Genomic DNA, 26,142 nt, shown 5'->3' with positions numbered 1-26,142 from the left:
CGAAGACTTGATAACACACTGATTTCCGTGCACTTGTTGCACGGGCTCGCGTCCACTTTGTGGTTCCCGACAGACGATCGGGAATCAAACTGAATGCACCGCTCTGCCCATTCGTGGGTAGCAGCCGGAACATGTTTGAGACCAGATCATGGTCGATAGTGTTCCGGTGGTCATAGCGAGAGGGAAACGCCCGGTCACATTCCGAACCCGGAAGCTAAGCCTCTCAGCGCCGATGGTACTGCAAGGGGGACCTTGTGGGAGAGTAGGACGCCGCCGGACTTAACGTTGTAACACCAGGGAACCCCTGACCAGCACTGGTCAGGGGTTTTCTGCGTTCACGGGTCTGCCGAGCAGGGCGTGACGGTAGCATTGGCGGGTCATGACTGCGCCATTCACCACTGCTTCCGGATCCGAGATCCGCGTCCGTTTCTGCCCGAGCCCGACGGGGACCCCGCACGTGGGGCTCATCCGCACGGCGCTCTTCAACTGGGCGTACGCACGCCACACCGGCGGCAAGCTCGTGTTCCGCATCGAGGACACCGACGCCGCGCGGGACAGCGAAGAGTCCTACGCGCAGATCCTCGACGGGCTGCGCTGGCTCCGGCTGGACTGGGACGAGGGCGTCGACGCTGGGGGCGAGCACGGACCGTACCGGCAGTCGGAGCGCACCGCGATCTACGACGACGTCATCGCGAAGCTCAAGGCGTCCGGGCACATCTACGAGTCCTTCGTCACCCCCGAGGAGATGGAGGCGCGCAACAAGGCCGCCGGGCGCGATCCGAAGCAGGGCTACGACAACCACGAGCGGGACCTGTCCGACGACGAGCGCCAGGCGTTCCGCGACCAGGGCCGCGAGCCGGCGCTGCGACTCCGGGTCCCGGACCGTGACCTGAGCTTCGACGACCTCGTCCGTGGCGAGATCACCTTCAAGCAGGGGACGTTCCCGGACTTCGTGGTCGTCCGGCCGAACGGCAAGCCGCTGTACACGTTCACGAACCCGGTGGACGACGCCCTGATGGGCATCACGCACGTCCTCCGTGGCGAGGACCTGCTGTCGTCGACCCCGCGGCAGATCGCCCTGTACGAGGCGCTGTACGAGATCAGGCTGGCTCCGGCGATCCCGGTGTTCGGCCACCTGCCGTACGTCATGGGCGAGGGCAACAAGAAGCTCTCGAAGCGCGACCCCGAGGCGAACCTGTTCCACCACCGCGACGCCGGCATGATCCCCGAGGGGCTCGTCAACTACCTGGCCCTGCTGGGGTGGTCGATCGGTGCCGACCGCGACGTCTTCTCGATCGACGAGATGGTGGCGGCGTTCGACGTCACCGACGTCAACCCGAACCCGGCGCGGTTCGACCACAAGAAGGCCGAGGCGATCAACGGCGACCACATCCGGTTGCTCGAGCCGTCGGACTTCCGCTCCCGGCTCCTGCCGTACCTGACCGACCTCGTGGCCGACCCGCCGACCGCGGAGCAGACCGAAGTCCTGACGAAGGCGGCGCCGCTCGTCCAGGAGCGCATGCAGCTGCTCGGTGAGGCCCCGGCGATGCTCGGGTTCCTGTTCACCGCCGACGCCGACCTGGTGGTCGAGGACGACGCACTGGCATCGCTCAAGGGCGACACCGGCGCCGTGCTCACGGCCGGCATCGCGGCGCTCGAGCAGCTCGACGACTGGCGCACCGAGGCGATCGAGGGTGCCCTCCGCACGGCGCTCATCGACGACCTCGGGCTGAAGCCCCGGGTCGCCTTCGGTCCGCTGCGCGTGGGGGTGTCCGGACGCCGGATCAGCCCGCCGCTCTTCGAGTCGATCGAGATCCTCGGCAAGGAGTCCACCCTGACGCGGCTCCGCGCCCTCGCGGCCCGCTGAACGGCGAACGATGAGCACCGCGGGAAGCGCTGCAGGACCCACGGACGCGCCGAGTACCCCGGTCGTCCACGACGTCGCGGTCATCGGCGCCGGGCCGGCCGGCCTGAGCGCTGCGCTCAACCTGGTGCGGGCGAAGCGCACGGTGCTCCTCGTCGACGCGAACCGGCCACGCAACGCCGCGACCCTGCGGTCGCACGGCTTCCTGACGCGTGACGGGATCTCCCCGCTCGAGCTCCGGAAGCTCGGTCGCGCTGAGGTCGAGAGGTACCCCGAGGCGACGATCGTGCAGGCCGTGGTCGACCTGGTGGCCCCCGACGCCGACGGCTGGCGGCTGCACGGGACCTGGCGCGGTGCCGAGGTGGACGCGCGGGCGCGGACCGTCGTCGTCGCCACGGGACTGCGCGAGGAGTTCCCGGCACTGCCGATGCTCCGTGCGTTCTACGGCACCGCGGTGCACAGCTGCGTCGAGTGCGATGCGTACGAGAAGGCGGGGGAGCCCCTCGCCTTCATCTGCGAGACCGACGACGTCGTGGACCGGGCACTGCTCATCGCGGCGTGGGCCGACGACCTCATCGTGTACACGAACGGTGTCGCCCCGCTCGACGACGCGGGGAGAGCCCGGCTGGCACGTGCCGGTGTCGTGGTCGACGAACGAGTGATCGAGGACCTCGAGGGCGACCGGACCGGCATGACCGGGGTCCGGTTGGTCGACGGCCACGTGGAGCCGCGGACCGGCGGGTTCGTCCGGCCGACGTGGCACGCCGACCTCGACTGGCTGCGCACCGACACGCCCGGTGCGCCGACGGCCCCGGAGCGCGATGCCCACGGACTCCTCGTCGTCGACCGGGTCGGTCGGACCACCGTTCCCGGGCTGTACGCCGTGGGGGACGTGACCCCTCCCGGGCCGGAGCAGCTCATCGTCGCCGCCGGGCACGGTGCCACGACGGCCGCGGCAGTGCACCGAGACCTCGTGGGTGGTCTCGTGGACCTCCGGGATGCTGTACAGTAGTTGATCGTGCCCCGGACAACGGGGACAGAAGGCCAGCAGGCCTTTTGGGGTATGGTGTAATTGGCAACACAGCGGTTTCTGGTACCGTCGTTCTTGGTTCGAGTCCAGGTACCCCAGCACTCGAAGAACAGCCCCCGGATCCCCGGGGGCTGTTCTCGTCTCCGGACTCGTGCGCCTCCATCGCCTCCATCGGCGATCCACAGGCTCCAGACTGCGCATCCCGAGGTTGCGCGGAACCGCACGATGCTCCGCGCCCACCCGGGCCGCCCCTGGCCCTGGACCGTCCCCGTACGGGGGCCGGGCGCGCTGGCGGAGGTGCGCCGGGCCTCCCGGTCGGGTTGCGTGACCCCGCACCCCGCGTGACACGGCTCGTGGGCCGTACCGCGTCGGACGTACCGTCGCAGGACCGGCGCGGGACCCGCGGCGGCCCGCCGACGAGCATCCGAGGTGTCATCGTGACCTCCGCCGACCCGCTGACGACGACCGAGCGCTGGACCCACCGCGCCGCGATCCCGCTGGCCGACGACCACTCCGTGCTGGACCGCTGGGACCGTGTGGTCGCGCTCCACGGCGACGCCGCTGCTCTTGCCGGGGACGGCCGTCCCTACACGTTCAGTGAGGCGGACCGGGCGGCGCGCGACCTCGCGTCGGTGCTCGGGGCCGAGCTCCGACCCGACGACCACAGTGGTGCCGGCGTCGGCGCCGTGGCCGGTGGGGCATCGAAGCCGGTCGGCGTCATGGCCGGCCAGACCACCGAGGCCGTCGTCGCGATCCTGGCGCTCGTCCGCGCGGGGCGCACCGTGGTGGTGCTCGACGAGCACCTGCCAGCCGTGCGACTCGGGCACGTCGCGCAGCTCGCGGGGGTCGACGAGATCGTGGCGGACGCCGCGCGCGCCGACCTGGCGGCGACCGTCGTCGCCGACCGGGACGGCCGGGTGCACGCACTCGACGAGCTGATCGAACGACGCGGCGAGACCGCGGGCAACGAGACCGCGGGCAGCGAGACAGCCGGCGGCGAGACCGAGCGCAGCGAAACGCAGACGGACACAGCGGCCGACGCGCCCGGCACCCGCCCGGGCGGCCACGACGCGTTCGCGATCGTGTTCACCTCCGGCTCGACGGGCATGCCGAAGGGTGTCGTCCTGACGCACCGGCAGCAGCTCGCGAACGCCGAGCAGGACGCCGTCGCCCTCGGCACCGGACCCGGTGACCGCCTCGGCGTGGTCCTGCCGCTGTCGTTCGCCGCCGGTCTGCTGTTCTCGTTCGACACCCTGCTGAACGGCGGCAGCGTCGTGCTCCTCGAACCCCGCGAGCTCGGGGTCGAACGCCTGCTCGCACGGTTCGCCGACGGGGGCGTGAACGTCCTCGTCTGCACCCCGCACCTGCTGCGCTCGATCGTCGGCTCGCAGACGGCACCCGGGGCGCAGGCGTCCGGGGCGGGCCCCGCGCTCGGCGGCCTCCGCTTCCTGATGACCACCGGCGAGGCGGTGACCGGTGCCGACATCGCCGCCGCCCGACCGCACCTCGACCCGACGACCCTGCTGCTGAACGCCTTCGGGTCGAGCGAGACTGGCTGCGTGGCCTACTGCCCCGTGGAGCCCGGTGCCCCGGTGCCCGAGGGCGTCGTGCCCGCTGGGTGGCCGCTGCCCGGCAAGCAGGTGCTCGTGCTGCGCGAGGACGGCAGCCCCGCCGACCCGGGGGAGACCGGCGAACTCGTCATCGTCTCCCAGGGCCTGACCGCCGGGTACTGGGGTGCCCCGGAGAAGACCGCCGAGCGCGCCGGACGCACCGACGACGGCACGCCGACGTGGCGGCAGGGCGACCTGGCCCGGATCGAGCCGGACGGCCGGCTCGTGCTGCTCGGACGCTCCGACGACGCCGTCAAGGTCCGCGGGTACCTCGTGGAACCGAGCGAGGTCGAGGCGGCGCTCCGCGCGATCCCCGAGGTGCACGACGCCGTCGTCACCGCGCAGGTCGACCCGCCCGCCGTCACCCGCCTCGTCGCGTACGTCGTCGGCCGTCCGGGCCAGCGCACACCGGCGCCCGCGGCCCTGCGCCTGGCCCTGCGGGACCGCCTGCCGGAGTACATGGTGCCGGCGTCGATCGTGCCGATGACCGAGCTGCCGCGGAACGAGCGCGGCAAGGTCGACCGGGCCGAGCTCCCGGGTGCGCCGAGCATCGAGACCGAGATGGTCGAGGGCGAGTACGACCAGTGGGAGCTCGTGGTCGGGCAGATCTGGGCCGAGGTGCTGGGCCTGCGCGGCGTCCACCTCGACGAGGACTTCTCGGCCCTCGGCGGCGACTCGTTGTCGGCGGAGGAGATGCTCGCGCTCGTGCAGAGCCGTCTCGGCATCGACCTGCGCTCGTCGGACGTCCTGCAGCACCCCACGCTCCGGGCGTTCGCCCGACGGGTGCGGAGCGGCACGACGGCGCTGCCGAGCCACCCCGACGTCGTCAAGGTGTCCGGCGCGCGCGAGTCCGGCCGTCCGCCGGTGTTCTGCTTCGCCGGCGGTGGTGCGCTCGCCCTGACGTTCCTGCCGTTGTCCCGCTACCTGCCCGAGCACGACGTGTACGCCTTCCAGCAGCACGGCCTCGAGCGTCGGGGCATGCCGGACTGGAGCATCCAGGCCAGCGCCCGCCGGTACGTCGCCCTGATGCGCATCGTGCAGCCGCGCGGACCGTACCTGCTGGTCGGCCACTCGCTCGGCGGACTGATCGCGCTCGAGATCGCCCGGCTGCTCACCGAGAGCGGCGAGCAGGTCGAGCACGTCGCGCTGCTGGACACCTACCTGCCGCGGACCGGGGCCGAGGGGGTCCGGAAGCACTTCGGACGGCTCGAGCCCCGCGAACACCGCAACCCCGCCGTCCGTGTCGTCGGCCAGCGCCTCGCCGGGGCCGTCCGGCGGGTCATGCCGTCCGGCATGTCGTGGGGCGAGCACGTCGCGAAGCGCGCGCGGGCCTATAGCGCTGGTGTGCTGCGGCACGGCGGGCAGAAGGACTTCGACGCCTTCTTCGACCAGGCCGAGCTCGTCACCCGGCGGCACCACCCGACGCCGTTCCACGGACGGGCGACGTACGTGCTCGCCGATGCGAACCCGGACGCGACCGGCTGGTCCGCGCTGCTGCGCGGGCGGACCGAGACCGTGCGGATCGCGGCCGAGCACAGCTCGCTGCTGCGGGAACCGCACGTGGCCGACCTCGCGACGGCGCTGCGTGCGGCGTTCGCGACGGAGGGCGCGGCCCGGAACTGAGCCGGGTGCGCATCGAGTGAGCAGAAGACGTCGCCTCCGCGGTCCGGAGGCGACGTCTTCTGCTCACCGGGTGCGGTGGTCGCGACCAGGACGCGGACGGGAGGCGTGGGGCGGGCTGGCACCGCGCCTCCAGTCCGCCTGTCGGTGCGTCCACGGCACGCGGCCGGCGCGGTGTTGCGGGTTTCCGTATCCGCGGCCGAGTGTCCGCAATGGACCGCACCGCGCATTGACCGCCTGCCAGCCCGCGACGATGGTTGGACACGCGGGGGAGAGTACCCACTCACCTGCGAAGCCGGCGGCGTCGTACCCGCGTCCCGCTGCTCGACCGACGACGGTCACCGTCGTCGATGCGTCATCCGAGGACGCGCCGCTCGTCACACGAGCCACAACCCGACAGCAACCCTGACCCGACAGGACCGCGCCCATGCCCGCACGTACCGTTCGCCCTGCAGACCCGAGGGTCTCCGTCGTCATCCCGGCGCGGAACGAGGCCCGAAACCTCGAGATCATCCTGCCGAAGCTCCCGCCGGTGTACGAGGTGATCCTGGTCGACGGCAACTCCGTCGACGACACCATCGCCACCGCGCAGCGCGTGATGCCCGACATCCGCGTCGTGCACCAGACCCGCAAGGGCAAGGGCAACGCCCTCGCCTGCGGGTTCGAGGCCGTCACCGGCGACGTCGTCGTCATGTTCGACGCCGACTGCTCCGCCGACCCGGACGAGATCCCGCGCTTCGTGCAGGCGCTCGTCGAGGGCGCCGACGTCGCGAAGGGCACCCGCTACTCGCTCGGCGGCGGCAGCGACGACATCACGATCGTCCGCAACCTGGGCAACCGTGGCCTGAACATGCTCTGCAACATCATCCTCGGCACCCGCTACAGCGACCTCTGCTACGGCTACAACGCCTTCTGGGCCGACGTCCTGCCGGAGATCGGCCTGCTGTCCTCCGAGCTGCCGAAGCCGTCCGACGGCTCGATGCTCTGGGGCGACGGGTTCGAGATCGAGACCGTGCTCACCTGCCGCTGGTCGGCCGCCGAGCTCGCGATCACCGAGGTCCCCAGCCACGAGAAGCTCCGCGTGCACGGCTCGAGCAACCTGAACGCCGTGACCGACGGCATCCGGGTGCTGAAGTCGATCATGCACGAGCGTCGTCGCGCAGCGATCGGCCGCTCCGAGGTCCGTCGCGCCGCGATGAGCGTCGTGCCGCCGGCCGAGCAGCTGGCCGCCGTACCGCACGCTCCGGTCCACGCGGCCGGGCACGCCCCGCACGGCGCCCCCGTCGCCGCCGTGGCCAGCCTCGAGGAGGAAGTCGCGTGACGACCGTCGCGGTCGTCATCTGCGCCTACACCCAGCAGCGCTGGGGCGACCTGCAGGACAGCGTCGAGTCCGCCAAGCGCCAGCCCGAGGCCCCCGAGGTCGTCGTCGTGATCGACCACGAACCCGAGCTCCTCGCCCGCGCCGCGGCGCGCTGGCCCGAGCTCCGCGTCGTCCCGAACACCGAGGACCGCGGCCTGTCCGGCGCCCGCAACACGGGCGTCGCCCTCACCGACGCCGACGTCGTCGCGTTCCTGGACGACGACGCGACCGCCGACCCGGACTGGCTCCGCCACATGCTCACCGCCCTCGAGGACCCGGACGTCGTCGGCGTCGGCGGCCGGGCCACACCGTCCTGGCCCACCGCCACCGGTGCCGGCCCGTACGCCGACGAACTCCTCTGGATCGTCGGCTGCTCCTACCGCGGTCTGCCCGAGACCCCCGGCGACGTGCGCAACGTCATCGGCTCGAGCATGGCGTTCCGCCGTGACGCGATCATGCTCGCCGGCGGCTTCCGCTCCGGCATCGGCCGCGTCGGCAACCAGCCGCTCGGCTGCGAGGAGACCGAACTCTGCATCCGCATCGCCCAGGCCCGTCCGGGTGCACGCATCCGCCACGAACCGCGCTCGAACGTCTCGCACCGGGTCTCCCCGGACCGCGTGACGATGCGCTACCTGCGCCGTCGCAGCTACTACGAGGGCATCTCGAAGGCCGTCCTGAGCCGTCGCGTCGGCACGGGTGACTCGCTCGCCAGCGAGTCGACGTACCTGACGAAGGTCATCCCCGGAGCGGTGCTGCGCGAACTGCGCCACATCGGTCGCGGCGGTGCCCTGCGTGCCTTCGCGATCGTGCTCTCCGTCGCGTCGACCGTCACGGGCTACGCCGTCGGTCGTGTCCTCGGCGGCGTCGTCGTCCGCACCCCGGCGGCCGCCCCCGTCCCCCAGCCGGTGGGGACGCGGTGACCCGCGCGACCCTGGCGATGGTCATCTCGCCGATCGTGACCGGGCCGCTGTCCCCGACGTGGGACGGCGCCCTGTGGGTCGGCGAGGTCGACCGCGCCGACGTGCACGCGTCCAGCCACCGTGACGTGGTCGCACTCGAGGGCGCCGCGGGCTACCGGCGCGCCCGACTGCTCGTCCGCGACCACGGCGAGCCGCTCGGCTTCGTCGAGGCGGACATCACCGAGCGTCGCCGCATCGGCGGGACCATCGACGTCCGCACCCTCCAGCGCGCGATCCGGCCGATGCCGGTGCCCGAGCGTCGGCCGGCAGCAGGTCTGGTGCTGCCGTCCGTCACCGTGGTGCTCTGCACGGACGGGGCCGCTGGCACCACCATGCGGTCGGTGCTCGCCAACGAGTACCCCGAGTTCGACGTCGTCGTCGTCTCGCACGGCGCCGACGACAGCGGCACCGCGACGGTCGAGATCGGCGGTCGGCGCGTCACCACGATCGCCGCGCCGACCGGTGGCCTCGCCGCCGCCCGCAACGCCGGACTCCTCGCCGCGAGCGGCGAGGTCGTCGCGTTCGTCGCGGAGGGCGCCGTCGTCGACGGCGACTGGGTCGCCGCGTTGGCCACCGCCTTCGCCGCGGACCCCGACGTCGCCTGCGTCACCGGGCTCGTCCCCAGCGCCGAACTGCGCACCCCCGCGCAGCGCTGGCACGACGACCGCACCGCGGCCGGCCGCACCGTCCGCCGTCGGGTGTTCCGCCTCGACGACACCGACGACGCGCCCCCGCACCACCCCTTCGCCGCCGCTGCCTACGGCACCGGTGACAACCTCGCCGTGCACCGCGCGACCGCGCTCCGGATCGGCGGCTTCGACACCGCCTTCGGACCGGGCACCCGCGTCGGTGCCGGCGACGACCTCGACCTCTTCACACGACTGCTGTTCGCCGGATCCGCGATCGCCGTCGAACCGGCCGCCATCGCGTGGCAGCGATCGGCGGACGACGTCGCGTCGCTCCGCGCCGCTGCAGCCGCGCACGGCCACGGACTCGGAGCCTGGATGACCAAGAACGCCATCGACCGCGAGTCGCTCACCGCATCGGTGGACGCAGCGCCCGAGGCGCTCAGCGCCTTCGCACGACTCGGCCTCGAGCAGGGCGACCGTGCGACGGACATCGCCGGCGACCAGCCCGGTGACGCGGACCGCGTGCCCGACGCGGTCGACGCCGAGTTCGCCGCCACCCAGCGGCGGCTGCGCGGGGTCGAGCAGCGCTCGGTCCTGACGGCGCCGTTCCTGGCGCTCGTCGAACGCCTGCGTGGTGGCGGCACGATCGACCGGAACGCCCGTGGTCGCCACGAGCTCCGGCACGGCCTGGCCTCGGCCGGTCCCGCCCGCCCGCTCGCGGTGGACGCGATGAGCCCGATCGCACGACTCACCGCAGCGGCGATCGTCGTCCTGACGCTCCTCGTCGCCGGGGTCGCCGCGATCGCCGGACTCCCGGTACTGCGGGGGAGCGCGATCGGCGTGTACCTGTTCGCGCTGCTCGGCGTCGCACCCCTCCTGCTCGTCCGCCCGATGCCGCTGGCACGCTTCAGCGTCTTCGCGGTCACGGCGTCGCTCGTCGGCACGATCGGCATCGGCTACACGATGGCGACGTTCCAGCTCTGGAACCCGACGGCACCGTTCGTCGGGGTCGTCGTCCTCACCGCCGTCGCCCTCGCGATCGCCGTGCCGCGTGACGTCGCCGAACTGCAGCGCGCCCGCCTCGAGCCGGCCGCCGAGGGCGCCACGGCCCGTCGCTGGACCACCACCAACACCGTCACCGCCGGCTCGGTCCTCGGGCTGCTCGTCATCGTCGTCGCCGCGCTCACGCACATCGGCGACCCGGTGCCGGACGGGCTGTTCGGGTCGCTCGGTCCGGGCCTGGTCATCGGACTGGCGCTCGTCGTCGCCGCTGCCGTCGTCGCCCTGGTGCGCGGTCGGGGACTCGCGATCCCGGTCGTCGTGCTCGGCGGCTCGATCCAGCTCGCCCAGGCCATCACCTACGGCATGCCCACCGTGATGGCGGCCGCCCGCCACATCGGCGTGCTCGAGTACATCCGCCGCTGGGGCTCGACGAACCCGACCGCCGACATCTTCCAGACGTGGTCCGGCCTGTTCGCCGGCGGCGCCTGGGTCGCGGACGTCGGCGGGATCGACAACGCGATGACCATCGCCGCGTGGGTCCCCGTCCTGCTGGCCTTCAGCACGACGATCGCCGTCGGGGTCCTGGCCGCCAACTGGCTGCCGGGCAACCGTCGCCCCTGGATCGCCGCGTTCCTGACCGCGATGACCGGCTCGCTCAACACGACGTACTTCTCGCCGCAGTCGGTGGGCATCCTGATGTCCCTGGTGATCCTCGTGCTGGCCGTCGGCCCGCTGCGACGCACCGCGGCGACCGCCACCGACGGCGTCCGCTCGACGATCCTGCGGGCCCGCCGCGTCGGCCTGTCGCGGATCATCGCGATCACCCTGATCGGCATCGTGCTGGTCGTCACCCACCAGATCTCGCCGTACCTGACGGTCGCCGCACTCGTGACGCTCATCGTGTTCCGACTGCTCCGCCCCTGGTGGCTTCCCGTCGTGGTGCTCGTCCCCGCTGTCGGCTTCGCCCTGCTGAACGACGACATCCTCGGCAAGTTCCTGTCCCTGGGGGCCGTCGGCAAGGTGCTCGACAACGTGCAGCCGCCGTCGCACGACATGACGGTCCTGCCGAAGCCGCTCGTCACACGGCTCGCGTTCGACATCCCCGCGGCGGCCCTCGTGGTCCTCGGCCTCGTCGCCGTGATCACCGTGCTGATGCGCCGCGACCGCGTGCACTGGGGACTGCTGGCCACGGCGGCGAGCCCGATCTCGCTGCTCGTCGCGACGAACTACGGCCAGGAGGGCATCTTCCGCGTCGTGCTGTTCGCGACACCGTGGATCGCGATCCTGGCGGCGGGGCTCCCGATGCCCAGCGGCCGGCTGGCTCCCGTCGGTCGACTCGTCACCCGTATGGTGCGACCCACGGCGGTCAAGGTCGTCATCGCTGCGGCCGCGGTCGCCGCGATGGTCGGGATCGGCGCGTTCGGCCAGACCGCCCTCGACTGGAACCGCGTCCCGACGCGCAGCCAGTCGGCGGCGACGCAGTTCTACGACGCGAACGCGCCGAAGGGCTCGATGATGCTGCTGACCGGTTCGGCGAACGCCGTCCCGAGCAACACCGGTGCACGCTACTTCGACGTCGGGGCGCTGTCCCGCGAGGTCCTCGGGGCGTACCCGGAGCCGGAGGGCTACGACGCCGACGCCGACGTGTCCACGATGACCCGCCAGCTCGTCCTGGACTGGCCGGCGACGAAGTACTACGCACTGGTCGCCGAGCCCTTCGGCGCCTACGACGAGCGGTACGGGTACCAGACCGACGCCGACTACCAGGAGCTCGCGGCCGCCATGGCCGACTCGCCCTACTGGAAGCGCGTCTTCGGCTCCGGCACCACCGCCGTCTACGAACTGACCCCGGCAGGACTCGCACATGCCACGAACTGAACACCGCACGACCCGGGCACCCCGGCGGACGTGGCGCACGCGCGCCGCGTCCGCCGCGGCGGTCCTGGGGGTCCTGGCGGTCGTCGCCGTCATCGCCGGACCCGGCGGCGCGATGTCGGCCGACGCACGAGGCCGGAGGACACCGCCGCCGAGCACACCGACCAGCACGCCGACGCCGACGCCCACGCCGAGCAGCACACCGACGGGTGGCACGGCCGCCGCGAACGCCGACTGCAGCGCCGGCCGGGTCCTCACGATGGTGGCGCACGCCGACGACGACCTGCTGTTCTCCGGCACCGAGCTCCGCGCCGACATCGACGCCGGCAAGTGCGTCCGCTCGGTCATCGTGACCGCCGGTGACGCCGGCAAGCCCGCCTGGTACTGGCAGGCCCGCGAGAACGGGTTGATGGCGTCGTACGCGTCGATCGCCGGCGTCTCGTCGAACTGGACCGCCGGCCAGCTCCCGGTCGCCGGCCACACGCTCCGCACGGCGACCCTGGCGACGGCCCCGCGGCTCAGCCTGGTGTTCCTCGAGCTGCCGGACGGCAACATCGACGGCTCCGGCTTCGCGGCCACGGGCGGCGAGAGCCTGGAGAAGCTCTACGAGGGCCAGATCTCCACGATCCACACCGTCACCGGGGCAGCCCAACCGACCTCCTTCTCGCTGACCGACCTGCGCGCGACGTTCTCCGGCCTCGTCACCGGGTACGCGCCGACCGAGATCCACACGCTCGACCACGGCGGCACGTACGGCGACGGCGACCACAGCGACCACCACACCGTCGCGTACCTCGCCGACCAGGCGCAGTCCGCGTACACGGCGACACACACGTTCACGGGCTACCTCGGGTACCCGATCGCGGACCGCCCGTCGAACCTGAGCTCCGCGCAGACGGCCGCGAAGGCGGCAGCCTTCTTCGCGTACGCCGCGTACGACGGTGAGACCTGTGGGTCCACCTCCGCCTGCGCGTCGCGCCCGGAGGGCTCCTGGCTGAGCCGGCAGTACGCCGTCGGCTCGTCGGCCCAGCCCCCGACGGACCCGCCGACCTCGCAGGGCACCGACGTCACCGCCGGCGCGACCGTCACCGCGAGCGCCGAGAACCCGGCCGACGGCCAGACCGCCGTGAAGGCCGTCGACGGCGTCGTGAGCGGCTACCCGGACGCCCCGACGGCCGAGTGGGCGGCGCCCGGTGGCCGCGCGGGCACGTGGATCCAGCTGAACTGGTCCGCCGGCACGACCCTGCACGAGATCGACCTCGCGGACCGGCCGAACAGCGACGACCAGGTGACCGGCGGCACGCTGACGTTCTCCGACGGCACCAGCGTCGCCGTCTCGTCGCTCGACAACGGCGGAGCCGTGCAGCGCGTCGCGTTCAGCGCCCGCCAGGTCACCTGGGTGCGGTTCACGGTCGGTTCCGTGAGCAGCACGACGCGGAACGTCGGCCTCGCCGAGATCCGGGCGTTCCGGCCGGCGGACACCACGCCGACCCCCACGCCGACCCCGACGCCCACGCCGACCCCGACGCCGACCCCGACGCCGACGCCGACACTGGCGGACGTCACCGGGTCGGCCACCCCGACCGCCGCGTGGGACGACCAGTCCACCGGGCAGACCGTCGCGAAGGCCGTCGACGGCGTCGTGTCGGGCTACCCCGACAACCCGACGGCCGAGTGGGTCGCCCCGTGGGGCCGGACCGGGGTGTGGATCCAGCTGGACTGGTCCGCCTCGCAGCACCTCGGTCGGATCGTCCTGCACGACCGCCCGAACAGCTCGGACCAGGTCACCAGCGGCACCCTGACGTTCTCGGACGGCAGCCAGGTCGCGGTGGGCACCCTGCCGAACGGCGGCGACGCGCTGACGGTCGACTTCACCCCGCGTGACGTCACCTGGGTGCGGTTCACGGTGACGGGCGTCTCGAACAGCACAGGCAACGTGGGACTCTCCGAGATCCGCGCGTGGACGACCGGGTGACCGACGAGCAGGGTGACGGCCAGGAGGCCCGCCCCACCTGGTCGGAACACGTCGCCGACGACGCGGCGTCGGCCCACGGCGCCCCACCGGCACACGGTCGCGGCCTGCCCCGGCACCGACCGCCACGGCGCCCCGGCACCCGCCGGACCGCGTTCGCGGCCGGCGCCCTGCTCGTGGCTGCCGGCATCGTCGCCGGCACCACGACCGCGACCACGACGGCGAACGGTGACGACGTGACCCTCGACGACCCGAGCGGCGTCTCGATGCCGAGCTCCGAGCCCGAGGGGTGGACCCGGGTGTTCGGCGAGGACTTCGCCGACGCCGCCACGAACCGGACCTTCGAGTCCCGGTACTCGGACCGGTTCGTCGCGTACCACGGGTTCGCCGACACCGCGGGGACGGGGCGCTACCAGGCGTCCACCCTGTCGGCGCACGACGGCGTGCTCGACGTGCGCCTGCGCACCACGCGCGCCGGGGTGCCGCTGGCGGGCGGTGTCGTGCCGCTCGTCGACGGCGAGTGGGGTGGGCAGACCGCCGGCCGCTACAGCATCCGGATGCGCAGCGACGAGGTCGACGGCTACGGCGTCGCCGTGCTGCTGTGGAGCGACGAGAACCTGTGGTCGGACGGTGAGATCGACTTCCCCGAGGGAGCGCTCGGCGCGCCCGCCTGGCTGAACGTGCACTGCTTGGCGGACCCCGCCGAGAAGTGCATCCACCAGCAGACCGAGGCGTCGCTGCAGGACTGGCACACGTACACGATCGAGTGGACCGCCGACCGGATGTCGTTCCTGGTCGACGACGAGGTCGTCGGCACCACGACGGAGAACATCCCGACCGCCCGGATGCACCTGGTGGTGCAGGCCGGGTCGAACGACGGGAACCCACCGGCGGACGCCGCCGGGTCGCTCCTCATCGACTGGATGACGATCGACGTGCCGGCGGACGGTGCCGAGCCGAGCGCGTCGCTGCCGGACGACACCGCGACGACGGTCCCGAACGACTGAGCGGTGCCGACGTCGTCGTCGGCACCGCTCAGGTCGTCGTCGTTCGACGGTGTTCGTCTTCAGTGCTTCGCGTGCGCCTCGAGCGCCCGGAGCAGCGCCGCGACGTGGCGCTCCCGGCCGTACCGGTCCCGCACCCAGGCGCGGCACCGGTCCGCCAGACCGGGTTCCGTCCCGGCCGCGTGCAGCGCCTCGAGGACCTTGTCGGCCAGCGCGGCGGTCTCGGTGGGGTCGACGGTGAACCGCGCCCACTCGCCGCTGAGGATCTCGGCGGTGCCGCCCGACGCCGCCGCGACGACGGGGCGTCCGGTGGACATCGCCTCGACGACCACGCGGCCGAACCCCTCGGGCTCGATGGAGGGAGCCACCACGACGTCGGCGGCGTGCAGCAGGGGGACGACGTCGTCGCGCTCGGGCACCACGACCACGGACCCCTCGGGCAACGCGGCGATCGCGCGGTGCACGGCGGGCGCGTCCTGCGGGTACAGCGCACCCGCCAGGACGAGCACCGGAGCCGGGGCGGGCGGTGTGCCGGGCCCGACGAGGACGCGGGCCGACGCGTGGACGCGACCCCACGCCTCCAGGAGGGCCAGGACGCCCTTCGACCGCGTGAGCCGTCCGTAGTAGAGCACCACGGGGCGGTCCTGGTCGAGGCCGAGCACAGCACGTGCTCGGCGCGTGCTCGCCGGCGTGGCAGCGGGGAACGCCGCGGTGTCGACGCCGTTCGGGACCACGTCGACGCGGTCCGGCGGCGCACCGACGGCGGTCCAGGCACGGGCCATCGCCGCCGAGACTGCGAGGTACCGGGTCCGGCCGCCGGCGAACGGGCCGAGCCGACGGTAGTTCGGGGCGTGGTGCAGGTGCACGGCCAGGGGGACGCCGGACACGAAGGACACGACGCGGCCCCACGGCAGGAACTCCGGACGGTTCAGCCACAGGACGTCCGGGCGCGAGCGGCGGAGGCGCAGGCCCTCACGGACGAAGCGGAACACGTCCGTCGGGGCGGTCCGGATGCCGAAGCGGTAGTCGCGGGCGTGGCGCAGTCGGACACCGAGCCGATCGAACATCGCGCGGCCCTCGTCCGGGTCGCCGTCCGGACCGGCGCGGTGCCACACCTCGACGTCGTGGCCGGCCGCGACGAGCTCGCCGACGTCCTCGACGACGCAGCGTTCGACACCGCCGGTGATGGCGAGTCCGTTGGTGGCGACGACGACACGCAGCGGACGGGGGGTGGGGCGGGTCATGCGGATCCTCCGCGAGCGAGTTTCAGGCGACGGAAGAACCAGGGCAGGCACGCGGCGACGCCGACGATGCGCACGATGTTCCACGCCAGGTCCTGCGGCGGGAGGAGCGAGGCCGCAGCGACGACGATCGCGATCGCGATGGCGAGCAGCACTCGGCGTCGGGGGCCGCGCCACTCACGGCGGTCCGGCAGGGAGGCCTGCTGCAGTGCGGCGAGGATGGCGTAGGCGATGACCGTGGCGATGCCCGCGCCGACGATGCCGGTCAGGGGTACCAGCACCAGGTTCGCGGCGATGTTCACGACACCGGCGACGGCGCCGATGACGCCGACCGTCACGCCGCGGCGCTCGACCAGCAGGAGCCGGCCGGTCGCACCGCTCGCGACCACCGGGAACGCGGTCAGGGCGACCACGAAGACGACGACGGTGAGGGACTCGACCCGGTACGACGCCGGCGCCAGGATCGGCAGCGCCACGGGCGACACGAGGGTGACGGCGACGAGCACGGGGGCGAGCAGCATGTAGAGCTCGTCCCGGGCGTGCATGGCGAGCCGGCGGCGGGCCACGGCGTCGCGGAGGGCGGCGAAGTGCGGCGCCCAGGCCTGGTTCGTGAAGGTCAGCAGCAGGATGACCGCGGAGCCGACGACGTAGGCGATCTGGTAGCGGGCCACCTCGTCGGCACCGAGCAGGCGCTGCACGACGAGCCGGTCACCGGCGTTCAGGACGAAGTACGACAGGCTGCCGAGCGCGATCGGGACACCGAGCTTGAACGCCCGGATCGTGGTGCGGTGGTCGAAGAGCCCGCGGAACCGCGGCTTCGTGGCGATGATGCCGATGACCATCGCGGCACCCTGCGCCACGACCCCGCCCCACGCGTACGTGGTCGCGTCGGCGTGCACGGCGGCGAGGAGCCCGAGACCGATGATCGACCCGCCGACGGACGACAGCAGGCTCGTCACGGCGAACACGCGGATGCGGTCCTGGGCGACGAGCAGTGCGAGGGACAGCTGCACGATCGCGGCGGGCCCGGTCCAGAGCACCGCGACCAGCAGCAGGGGGTGCTGGTCGACGAAGCCCGCGGCGTCGCCCCAGAGCGGGATCGACACCAGGGCGAACACGGTGACGGTGGCCGCGGTGACCATGCCGACGAACATCAGGCCGCGGGCACGCCGGTCGTCGCCGTCCTCGGCGCGCTGCAGCACCGACGCCTGGTCGATGCCGCAGACGGCCACGACCACCAGGGCCTGGTACAGCGCGATCGCCGAGGCCAGCACGCCGAACTCGGCCGGTGGCATCAGGTGCGCGAGCACGGGGGAGATCAGCGAGCTCACGACGAGCTGCATCGACCAGACGACCACGTACAGCAGGCCCCGGCCGAACAGGACGGACGAGCCGCGTGCGACGGCGATCGAGTCCGTGTCGGTGGACAGCGCGCCGGGGGCCGCCTGCTGCACGGACGCCTCGAGCTCGTCGTCGTCGGGCTGTGCCGCCAGCGCAGCCGCCTCGGCCGCACGCGCCTCGCGTCGGGTCTGGGGGACGGTCACTGTGCCACCACCACCGGCTGGTCGTCGGCGGACGTGCGGAGCCCGAAGGTCGCGTCGACCACGTCGAGCAGGTCAGTGCTCCGGGACGTCGAGAACTTCCGGGCGAACACGTACGGGGTCGACTGGTCAGCCGCGGTACGACGCTCCAGCACCCGGCCGGCGTCCTCGATCCCGAGCCACGGCGGGCTCTTCTGCTTCGTGCCGTCCCACCCGATCCACCAGAGCGGCTGCACCGCGTGGGCGTCCGCGAAGTCCGGGGTGAACGCCGGGGTCAGCAGGACCGACGGCACGAAGGTCTCGTCGCCGATCCACACCCGCTCCCAGAACGCCACCAGGTCGGGGCGCCCGTCGAACACGTCGACGACCCCCTGCGCGTGGTGGCGGGCAAGGACCTTGAGCTGCGAGCCGCCGCCGAACACGACGTCCCGCGGGACCCGACGGGGGACCGGCAGGCGCAGCATGTGCTTCCGCCACGCCCAGTGCCGGAACCGCACGCGCGACCGACCGCCGTCGCGACCCCACGCGGGGTGCGGGAGCGGCTTCGCCTCGACGAACGACCGCCCGGGGTTCGCCGTCAGGAGCGTCGAGATCTCGTCGGCGTCGGCCAACGGGTAGTCGCTGCCGGTCAGCAGCGCCACGTGCGTGGCGTCGGTCTGCGCCAGGGCAGCACGGTAGCCGGCGACCTCGGCCGCGACGTTCTCCCACTTCGCCCACCCGGTGCGGATCCGCGGCAGCACGTGCACCCGTTCGGGCAGGCCGGCGGTCATCGCGTCGAAGACCTCGTCGTCGGTGCTCGCGTCGCAGTGCAGGAACACCGGGAACGGGTCGAGCGCCGCCACGAGCCGACGGACGTGCGTCGGGTCCTCGTGGGCGAGGACGATGCACGCGAGTGGCGTGGGAGTGATGGCCATGTCCGCGACGCTAAGCGGGCCCGGCAGCACCGACAAGGGAGGTCGGGACCACCTGCGGGGGAACGGCGGTTTCCCGCAGGCGCCCCCCGATCGAGGGGGGAGCGAGGGGGATCGCGCGAGGGGGATCGCGTCAGTGGGCGCGGCGGAACTTCGGGCAGTCGCAGAGCGCGCAGTCCGTGCCCGGACGGTAGTGCTCGTGCGCCGCCTGGGCGTGCCCGCACGTACCGCACGCGGCGTCGTCGGCATCGAGGTGCACCACGACGAGGTCGGACGCGTCGGGGTCCGGAACCAGGTGCAACGTCGGGCGTGGACGCCTGGTCAGGCCGAGCCGGTCCATCGTTCGGGCCAGCGGCATGCGTCCTCCTCGTGTCCGGCGGGGACCGGCGTCGCACCGGCGGGTCGACCGGCGTCTCCCGCGAGTCTAGTGGCGGCAAACCGCAGCCTCCCCGCATCCTCCGAGCATCGCGGTTGACCCCCTGTCGACGCGCGCGGAGCATTGCCACGTCCACCCGACCAGACCGGCCCGACGGGACGAACATGACCGACCACACCACCACCGCGGAACGAGCCCTCATGCTCGACCCCGCGATGCCCTCGCCCGACGCCCCCACCTGGGTCGGAGCTGCCTGGGTCGGCGCCGTCGACCGGTCCGCGGCGCTCGCCGCCGACACCGTGCACCTCGCCGGCGCCGACGGCTTCCGCCGCGCCCGCCTCATGGTGCGCGACGGCCGCGACGTCGCCGGGTTCGTCGACGTGCGCGTCGACGACCGCGGGGCGGTGGACCCGGCCGAGCTGGGACCGGCCCTGCGTCGGTTGCCGGCCCCGGGCCTCCCGGTCGACGCCCCCGCGGACGGCGCACGCGTCTCCGTCGTCATCGGCACCCGCGAGCGGCCCGTGGCGCTCGCCCGCGCCGTGCGTTCCGTCCTCGACTCCGCGTACGACGACTTCGAGCTGTTCGTCGTCGACAACGCCCCCGTCACCAGCGGCACCCGCGACGTCGTGGCCGCCGTCGACGACCCGCGCGTGCACTACGTCCTCGAGGCACGTGCCGGCGTCTCCCGGGCCCGCAACGCCGGACTCGCACTGGCCACCGGCGGCATCGTCGCGTTCATCGACGACGACGTCGTCGTCGACCGCCACTGGATGGCCGCCATCGCCGCCGCCTACGAGCGCGACGCAGACGTCTGGTGCGTCACCGGACTCGTCCCCAGCGGCGAGCTCCGCACCCCCACGCAGCGCTTCTTCGACGAGCGGGTGACCTGGGCGCGGAACCTCGAGCGCCGGGTGTACCGCACGTCCGCCCCGCCCGTCGACGAGCCCCTGTTCCCCTTCACCGTCGGCGCGTTCGGCACCGGCGCGAACATGTCCGTGCGCCGCGACGCCGTCCGCCAGCTCGGCGGCTTCGACGTCGCCCTCGGCCCCGGCACCCGTGCTCGAGCCGGTGAGGACCCGGACCTGTTCACCCGCGTCCTGCTCGCCGGTGGGGCGCTCGCCGTGGAACCCTCGGCCGTCGTCTGGCACGAGCACCGCAAGGACCGTGCCGCGTTGCGCTCGCAGGCGATCGGCTACGGCACCGGGCTCGGCGCCTGGGTGACGAAGCTCGTGCTGCGGCCTTCGACGGCGTTCGCGGTGCTCCGGCGTGCGGCCGGCGCGCTCCGGCGGCTCGGTGCGCTCGGGCAGGGTGCCGACGAGCGCCCCGTCGACGCGAGCGGCGGCTGGCCCGTCGACGCCGAGTTCACCGAGGCGACGCGCGGGCTCAAGCGCGCCGAGCTGACGGCCGCGCTGGGCGGGCCGTGGCGGTACGTGGCCGGGCGGCTGACCGCGCGCTGACGGGGTGGGGCGGTGGTCCGCCGGCTCTGTCGCTCGTTGCGTGCGCAACGGTTGCGTGCGCGTGGGGGCGACATCCTCGACGTCGTACGACATCGCGGGTGTCGCTCGTTGCATGCGCAACGGTTGCGTGCGCGTGGGGGCGACATCCTCGACGTCGTACGACAACGCGAGTGTCGTACCGCGTCGTGCGGACGCGGCAACAGAACAGACGGGAGGCCCGTGGCGACACTGCCACGGGCCTCCCGTTCGTCGTGCGGCGCGACTACGGCCGGAAGCGGCCGGCCTCGACGTCGCGCCAGCGGCGTCGGCTGCGGAACCAGGCGGCCGGGCCGGCGGGGAACCCGCGCAGCTCGTGGTACGCCAGGGTCTTCGGGATGCGCGTGGTCGAGGCGTCGTTGGTGACCTCGGTCGCGGCGTCCCGGCGTCCGGCCAGGCGGGAGAGCATCTGCTTCGACTTGACCTTCGCGGCGAGCGGCATCAGGCGGGCGAGGACGGCGACGTGCCGCTTGTCCTTCGCGGCGAGCGCGAACATCAGCGCGGTGAAGCCGACGCCGTTGCCGTGCAGCTGCTTGTGCAGGTCCTCGATGGTCTGGCGGTGCCGGTGGTGCACGACCGCGCGGGGCTCGAAGCCGATCTTCCCACCGCGCCACAGCGTCTCGATGAACATCGCCAGGTCCTCGCCGCCACGGGCCGGGGAGCCGGCGCCGAGGGTGTGGTCGAAGCCGCCGACGGCCTCGATCAGGGTGCGACGGTAGGCCATGTTCGCGCCGGCGCCGTACGCGCCGATGCCGTAGACGGCGAAGTGCTTGAGGACCTCGCCGGACGGGGTGACCGCCGAGACGCGGGCGTGCCGCATGGTGCCCTGGACGTCGTCCGGGACGATCGTCACGGGCGAGAACGTGCGCTCGGCGCTGAACCCGCCGTAGTACGCCTCGTACCAGATCTGCGCCGGGGTGGTGAGCTCGCTCGGCAGGATGACGCCGGTGACGGCGTCCAGGCCGGGCTCGCTGACGAACCGGGACCCGATGGCGCGCAGCCACTGCGGGTCGACGCGGACGTCGTCGTCGGTGAAGGCGATGACGTCGCCGGTCGCGGCGGCGACACCGGCGTTCCGTCCGGCGGACAGACCGGGGCGGCGTTCCTCGACCAAGCGGACGTTCCGCCCGGCGAGCATCGCGGGCAGCGCGTCGCCGGCGGGGACGCGGACGCGGTTGTCGACGAGGATGACCTCGTGCCGCGGGTAGTCGAGGTGCTCGAGGACGTCGAGCAGCTTGCCGAGGTCCTCGACGCGGTCGACGACGGTGGACACGACGACCGAGATGGTCGGCAGGTCGTCGTCGGACACGGCGGGGACGTCGGCCAGGACGGTCTCCTGCAGCGCCTCGAGGGCGCGGGCCGCGTCGGCGGGGTCGTCGGTGAGCAGCACGTCGAGGGTGCCGGTGGGGTGGCCGCCGCGGTAGCCGATCACCATGGCGGACTCGCCGGTCTCGTCGGCGACGAGACGGGGGAGCGGGGCGTCGAGGTCGACGCCGATGACACGGCGCGGTGCGGGCACGGTGTCGGCGGTGTGGAGGGTGGCCATGTCGTGGACGCTACGTGGGGCCGTGGGTGCGGACAACGGCGCGGGACCCCAGTGGCGGTGTTCATGCGGAGTTCCGCAGTGGCGCGCAGGGGTCCCTCGAACGAGGGTGAGCGCTCACCCAGGAAGTCTCCGGGACTTCCAAGGTCACGCTCAGGTCACGGAACCGATGCAACCGGTTGCGGAACCCCTGCGGCGGGCGTAGCTTCCTCCACCAGCAGGCAGCGGCGCCTGCTCCAGGGCAGTGTCGTCGAACCCGATCGATGCCCCCTGGTGATCTCAATGAGGAGACAACGCTGTGAAGACAACACGCTCCAGGGTGCGGTTCGCATCCGTTGCCGGGGTCGCCGTCATCGGCCTCGTGCTCACCGGCTGCTCGAGCGGGAGCTCCGGCGCCGGTTCGGACGACGCCAAGAGCGGCCAGGACAGCCGCGGGCCCATCACGTACGTGCAGGGCAAGGACAACTCGAACGTCGTCCGCCCGCTGATCGCGAAGTGGAACAAGGCCCACCCCGACGAGAAGGTCACCTTCAAGGAGCAGTCCGACCAGGCCGACCAGCAGCACGACGACCTCGTGCAGCACTTCCAAGCCAAGGACGCCAACTACGACGTCGTCGACGTCGACGTCGTCTGGACCGCCGAGTTCGCCGCGAAGAGCTGGCTGACGCCGCTGACCGGTGACATGAAGATCGACACCTCGAAGCTGCTGCCGGCCACGGTGAAGACCGCGACCTACAACGACACCCTCTACGCCGCCCCGCAGACCTCGGACGGTGCGCTGCTCTACTACCGCAAGGACCTCGTCAAGACGCCTCCGACCACGTGGAAGGAGATGATGGCCGACTGCCAGATCGCGAAGGACAAGGGCATCGGCTGCTACGCCGGGCAGTTCGCGAAGTACGAGGGCCTGACGGTGAACGCCTCCGAGGCGATCAACGGCTCCGGTGGTTCGGTGCTCAGCAAGAGCGGGGACCCGGACGTCGACACCTCGGACGCCAAGGCCGGCCTGCAGAACCTGGTCGACGCGTTCAAGGACGGGAACATCCCGGCCGAGGCGATCACGTACCAGGAGGAGCAGGGCCGCACGGCGTTCGAAGCCGGCAAGCTGCTGTTCCTGCGCAACTGGCCGTACGTCTACAACCTGGCGAAGACCGACGGTTCGAGCACGGTCAAGGACACGTTCGGCATCGCGCCCATCCCGGGTGCCGACGGCACCGGCGCCTCGACGCTCGGCGGCCACAACGCCGCGATCAGCGTGTACTCGAAGCACAAGGCGACGGCGCACGACTTCCTCGAGTTCCTCATCTCGAACGACACGCAGAAGTTCTTCGCGACGCAGGGTTCGCTCGCCCCGGTCGTCGGTGACCTCTACACCGACTCCGAGCTGACGGCGAAGCTGCCGTACCTGCCGACGCTGCTCAAGTCGATCGAGTCGGCGGAGCCGCGGCCGGTCACGCCGTTCTACCCGGCGGTGACGAAGGCGATCCAGGACAACACCTATGCGGCGCTCAAGGGATCGAAGTCGGTCGACGAAGCCATGAAGGACATGCAGGACGCCCTCAAGTCGGCGACCAGCAGCTAGCGACACGCGGCGCACGCCGCATCGGACTGGAGGCACGGTGCCATCCCGGCACGTGCCTCCAGTCCGCCCCTACTTGCGTTCCGACACCCCCGGCAAGGAGGCCGACACGTGTCAGCAGCAACCGAGATCCCCGCAGCCATCCCCAACCCGACGGGCATGGAACCGAAGCGCCAACGGCGCAAGGGCGGACTCAACGCCGAGCACGGCCGGTGGGCCGTGTACCTCATCGGCCCGACGATCCTGCTCCTCGCGATCGTCATCGGCTACCCGGTCGTCAGCGCGATCATCCAGTCGTTCCAGCTCGACCAGGGCCTCGACAAGGCCACCGGTCTGTTCGTCCAGGGCGGGTTCGCCGGCATCACGAACTACGCGCACTGGCTCGGCCAGCAGTGCGGCAACGTCACCTGCCCGCCCGGCAGCCTCGGCTCCCAGTTCTGGGTGTCGATGGGCAACACGTTCTTCTTCACGGTCGTCACCGTGGCGTTCGAGACGGCCATCGGCGTGTGGATGGCGATCATCATGAACCGCAACTTCAAGGGCCGCGCGCTCGTCCGTGCCGCGATCCTGGTGCCGTGGGCGATCCCGACGGCCGTTACCGCGAAGCTCTGGTACTTCATCTTCGACGCGAACGGCGTCCTGAACCACGTCCTCGGGCAGCAGATCCTCTGGACGAGCGGCGAGTGGGCGTCCCGGTGGGCGGTCATCATCGCCGACACCTGGAAGACCACGCCGTTCATGGCACTGCTCATCCTGGCGGGGCTCCAGCTGATCCCGGAGGAGGTCTACGAGGCCGGCAAGATGGACGGCGCGTCGACGTTCCAGCGCTTCGTGCTCATCACCCTGCCGCTTATCAAGCCCGCGCTGATGGTCGCGATCCTGTTCCGCGTGCTCGACGCGCTGCGCATGTACGACCTGCCCGCGATCCTCACCGGCGGTGGCGGTGGTTCCGGCAACGCCACCACGACCCTGTCGATCCTGGTCGTCGAACAGATCCGGCAGGGCTTCAACTCCGCGTCGGCCCTGTCGACCATCACCTTCCTGGTGATCTTCATCGTGGCGTTCGTCTTCGTCCGGTTCCTCGGCGCCAACGTCGTGCAGACGCAGGCCGCCCAGCAGAAGGGTGAACTCAAGTGACCCTCGCAGCAGACCGCCCCCGGTCCACCGCAGCAGCACGCGACCGCGCCGTCGACCGCGCCGACGTCCGGGTCCGCCGCGACACCGGCCCCCGCATCCGCACGGCCGTGCAGGCGATCGTCATCGCCGTGTGGTGCCTCCTGCCGTTCTACTGGATGGTGGTGACGAGCTTCCGCGACGTCGGGTTCACGTTCGACGCCACACCGTGGCCGACGCACGTCACGCTCGACAACTACGCGACCGCGTTCTCCACGTCGCTCGGCAACCACCTCGGGCGGGCGCTCGCCAACAGCCTGCTCATCGGCGGCGTCGTGACGATCATCGCCCTGCTCGTCGGCACCACGGCGGCGTACGCCCTCGCCCGCCTCGAGTTCGGCGGCAAGTCACTCATCGCCGGCGCGATCCTGGCGGCGTCGATGTTCCCGGGGGTCGCGCTCATCTCCCCGCTGTTCCAGCTCTTCACGGACATCGGGTGGATGGGGACCTACCAGGCGCTCATCCTGCCGAGCATCTCGTTCGTGCTGCCACTGACGGTCTACACGCTCGCGTCGTTCTTCCGCGAGATGCCGTGGGACCTCGAGGAAGCAGCGCGCATCGACGGCTGCACCCGCGTGCAGGCGTTCCGGCGGATCATCCTGCCGCTCGCCGCCCCCGCGGTGTTCACGACGGCGATCCTGGCGTTCATCTCCAGCTGGAACGAGTACCTGATCTCCTCGCAGCTCTCGAGTGACGCGACGCAGCCGGTGACCGTGGCGATCGCCTCGTTCGCCGGGTCGCAGCCGCACCAGGAGCCGTACACGGCGGTCATGGCCGCGGGCACGATCGTCACGATCCCGCTCGTGATCCTGGTCCTCATCTTCCAGCGACGCATCGTGGCCGGCCTCACCGCCGGTGGCGTGAAGGGCTGACGACCATGGCACAGCGCGGACCCACCCGGCCCACGGCCCGGATCGAAGAGGCGATCGGCTTCGTCGGCATGTTCGGCATCCTGTTCCTCGGCGCCACGGTGTTCTGCGAGGTCACCGGTCGACCGGCACTCGGCTGGGCACTCACCCTGCTGGTGTGCGTGCTCGGGGTCGTGGCGCTCGACCGGTGGCGGGTCGCGGTCCTCCGCCGCCACGCGGTCGTCGACCGGGCCACCGACGGCATCGGTGCCGCTCCTGCCGTCGCCCCCGTCCGCACCGCTCGCGGCGACGACACCCGTCGTCAGCCACGGCCCTCGGCGGACGGGCGGGTGCACCAGCACAGCGGGTGGGACGAGCTCGCACCAGCGGGTCGTCGTGCACCGCACCGAGCGCGCCGGACCGCAGCGGCCGTCGCGCAAGCCGCCCCCGGCACTGCAGCCGACCGTCCGGCGGGCGTGACGCACCGTACGGACGGCTGACGGGCCTCCCGG

At 72.3% G+C, this 26,142-nt stretch carries 18 protein-coding genes, 1 tRNA gene and 1 rRNA gene; 15 read left to right on the top strand and 5 right to left on the bottom strand.

Annotated elements, in window-relative coordinates; genetic code table 11:
- Nucleotides 1-162 precede the first annotated feature (162 nt).
- The 10 genes from rrf to EDF40_RS13355 all read left to right on the top strand — a co-directional run bounded on the left by rrf (nucleotide 163) and on the right by EDF40_RS13355 (nucleotide 14,928).
- Nucleotides 163-279: ribosomal RNA gene (gene rrf, locus EDF40_RS13400) — 5S ribosomal RNA — on the top strand.
- 100 nt (nucleotides 280-379) lie between these two features.
- A complete protein-coding gene (gene gltX / locus EDF40_RS13395) occupies nucleotides 380-1,867 on the top strand; it encodes a glutamate--tRNA ligase (protein WP_123339870.1) in 1,488 nt (495 codons plus the stop codon).
- A gap of 10 nt (nucleotides 1,868-1,877) precedes the next feature.
- Nucleotides 1,878-2,876: an NAD(P)/FAD-dependent oxidoreductase gene (locus EDF40_RS13390; protein WP_123339869.1), complete on the top strand. Its 999-nt coding sequence runs from the start codon at nucleotides 1,878-1,880 to the stop codon at nucleotides 2,874-2,876.
- A 45-nt stretch (nucleotides 2,877-2,921) separates the two neighbouring features.
- Nucleotides 2,922-2,993 (top strand) — tRNA-Gln (locus EDF40_RS13385).
- A 338-nt stretch (nucleotides 2,994-3,331) separates the two neighbouring features.
- Entirely contained in the window at nucleotides 3,332-6,127 is a 2,796-nt protein-coding gene (locus EDF40_RS19260; RefSeq protein WP_148062186.1) for an alpha/beta fold hydrolase, read from the top strand.
- Between the two features lie 424 nt (nucleotides 6,128-6,551).
- The gene (locus EDF40_RS13375; RefSeq protein ID WP_123339867.1) at nucleotides 6,552-7,445 is read left to right on the top strand and encodes a glycosyltransferase family 2 protein; all 894 of its coding nucleotides are present in this window, start codon (nucleotides 6,552-6,554) and stop codon (nucleotides 7,443-7,445) included.
- Nucleotides 7,442-8,404: a glycosyltransferase family 2 protein gene (locus EDF40_RS13370; protein WP_123339866.1), complete on the top strand. Its 963-nt coding sequence runs from the start codon at nucleotides 7,442-7,444 to the stop codon at nucleotides 8,402-8,404. Before EDF40_RS13375 ends, EDF40_RS13370 begins: the two co-directional genes overlap by 4 nt.
- The gene (locus EDF40_RS13365; protein ID WP_123339865.1) at nucleotides 8,401-11,952 is read left to right on the top strand and encodes a glycosyltransferase; all 3,552 of its coding nucleotides are present in this window, start codon (nucleotides 8,401-8,403) and stop codon (nucleotides 11,950-11,952) included. The genes EDF40_RS13370 and EDF40_RS13365 overlap by 4 nt, the downstream gene beginning before the upstream one ends.
- Nucleotides 11,939-13,924 carry a PIG-L family deacetylase gene (locus tag EDF40_RS13360; RefSeq protein WP_123339864.1) on the top strand — a complete coding sequence of 662 codons (1,986 nt, stop codon included), beginning with the start codon at nucleotides 11,939-11,941 and terminating at the stop codon, nucleotides 13,922-13,924. The genes EDF40_RS13365 and EDF40_RS13360 overlap by 14 nt, the downstream gene beginning before the upstream one ends.
- Nucleotides 13,921-14,928, top strand: coding sequence for a glycoside hydrolase family 16 protein (locus EDF40_RS13355; protein WP_185003044.1), 1,008 nt, complete (start codon nucleotides 13,921-13,923; stop codon nucleotides 14,926-14,928). The genes EDF40_RS13360 and EDF40_RS13355 overlap by 4 nt, the downstream gene beginning before the upstream one ends.
- A 59-nt stretch (nucleotides 14,929-14,987) precedes the next feature.
- On the opposite strand, the gene EDF40_RS13350 is transcribed toward EDF40_RS13355, so the two are convergent.
- From EDF40_RS13350 to EDF40_RS19255, 4 genes are all read right to left on the bottom strand, one after another.
- Nucleotides 14,988-16,169, bottom strand: a complete 1,182-nt coding sequence (locus tag EDF40_RS13350) for a glycosyltransferase family 4 protein (protein ID WP_123339862.1) — start codon at nucleotides 16,167-16,169, stop codon at nucleotides 14,988-14,990.
- Nucleotides 16,166-17,710 carry a lipopolysaccharide biosynthesis protein gene (locus EDF40_RS13345; RefSeq protein WP_123339861.1) on the bottom strand — a complete coding sequence of 515 codons (1,545 nt, stop codon included), beginning with the start codon at nucleotides 17,708-17,710 and terminating at the stop codon, nucleotides 16,166-16,168. Before EDF40_RS13345 ends, EDF40_RS13350 begins: the two co-directional genes overlap by 4 nt.
- On the bottom strand, nucleotides 17,707-18,621 hold the full coding sequence (locus EDF40_RS13340; RefSeq protein ID WP_185003042.1) for a beta-1,6-N-acetylglucosaminyltransferase: 915 nt from the start codon (nucleotides 18,619-18,621) through the stop codon (nucleotides 17,707-17,709). Before EDF40_RS13340 ends, EDF40_RS13345 begins: the two co-directional genes overlap by 4 nt.
- Before the next feature lie 130 nt (nucleotides 18,622-18,751).
- On the bottom strand, nucleotides 18,752-18,976 hold the full coding sequence (locus EDF40_RS19255; RefSeq protein ID WP_146249787.1) for a hypothetical protein: 225 nt from the start codon (nucleotides 18,974-18,976) through the stop codon (nucleotides 18,752-18,754).
- 182 nt (nucleotides 18,977-19,158) lie between these two features.
- On the opposite strand from EDF40_RS19255, the gene EDF40_RS13335 reads away from it, so the two are divergent.
- On the top strand, nucleotides 19,159-20,451 hold the full coding sequence (locus tag EDF40_RS13335; RefSeq protein ID WP_123339859.1) for a glycosyltransferase family 2 protein: 1,293 nt from the start codon (nucleotides 19,159-19,161) through the stop codon (nucleotides 20,449-20,451).
- Between the two features lie 262 nt (nucleotides 20,452-20,713).
- On the opposite strand, the gene EDF40_RS13330 is transcribed toward EDF40_RS13335, so the two are convergent.
- Nucleotides 20,714-22,033, bottom strand: a complete 1,320-nt coding sequence (locus EDF40_RS13330; protein ID WP_123339858.1) for a glycosyltransferase family 2 protein — start codon at nucleotides 22,031-22,033, stop codon at nucleotides 20,714-20,716.
- A 295-nt stretch (nucleotides 22,034-22,328) separates the two neighbouring features.
- On the opposite strand from EDF40_RS13330, the gene EDF40_RS13325 reads away from it, so the two are divergent.
- The 4 genes from EDF40_RS13325 to EDF40_RS13310 all read left to right on the top strand — a co-directional run bounded on the left by EDF40_RS13325 (nucleotide 22,329) and on the right by EDF40_RS13310 (nucleotide 26,130).
- Nucleotides 22,329-23,612 (top strand): ABC transporter substrate-binding protein, encoded by a 1,284-nt coding sequence (locus tag EDF40_RS13325; RefSeq protein ID WP_123339857.1) that lies wholly within the window; start codon nucleotides 22,329-22,331, stop codon nucleotides 23,610-23,612.
- A 156-nt stretch (nucleotides 23,613-23,768) separates the two neighbouring features.
- Nucleotides 23,769-24,746 carry a carbohydrate ABC transporter permease gene (locus EDF40_RS13320; protein ID WP_123339856.1) on the top strand — a complete coding sequence of 326 codons (978 nt, stop codon included), beginning with the start codon at nucleotides 23,769-23,771 and terminating at the stop codon, nucleotides 24,744-24,746.
- Nucleotides 24,743-25,654, top strand: a complete 912-nt coding sequence (locus EDF40_RS13315; protein ID WP_123339855.1) for a carbohydrate ABC transporter permease — start codon at nucleotides 24,743-24,745, stop codon at nucleotides 25,652-25,654. Before EDF40_RS13320 ends, EDF40_RS13315 begins: the two co-directional genes overlap by 4 nt.
- A gap of 5 nt (nucleotides 25,655-25,659) precedes the next feature.
- On the top strand, nucleotides 25,660-26,130 hold the full coding sequence (locus tag EDF40_RS13310) for a hypothetical protein (RefSeq protein WP_123339854.1): 471 nt from the start codon (nucleotides 25,660-25,662) through the stop codon (nucleotides 26,128-26,130).
- Nucleotides 26,131-26,142: the final 12 nt, after the last annotated feature.

The organism is Curtobacterium sp. PhB170 (assembly GCF_003752345.1).
Lineage (GTDB): Bacteria > Actinomycetota > Actinomycetes > Actinomycetales > Microbacteriaceae > Curtobacterium.
This window is presented reverse-complemented; position numbering and strand designations above follow the sequence as displayed.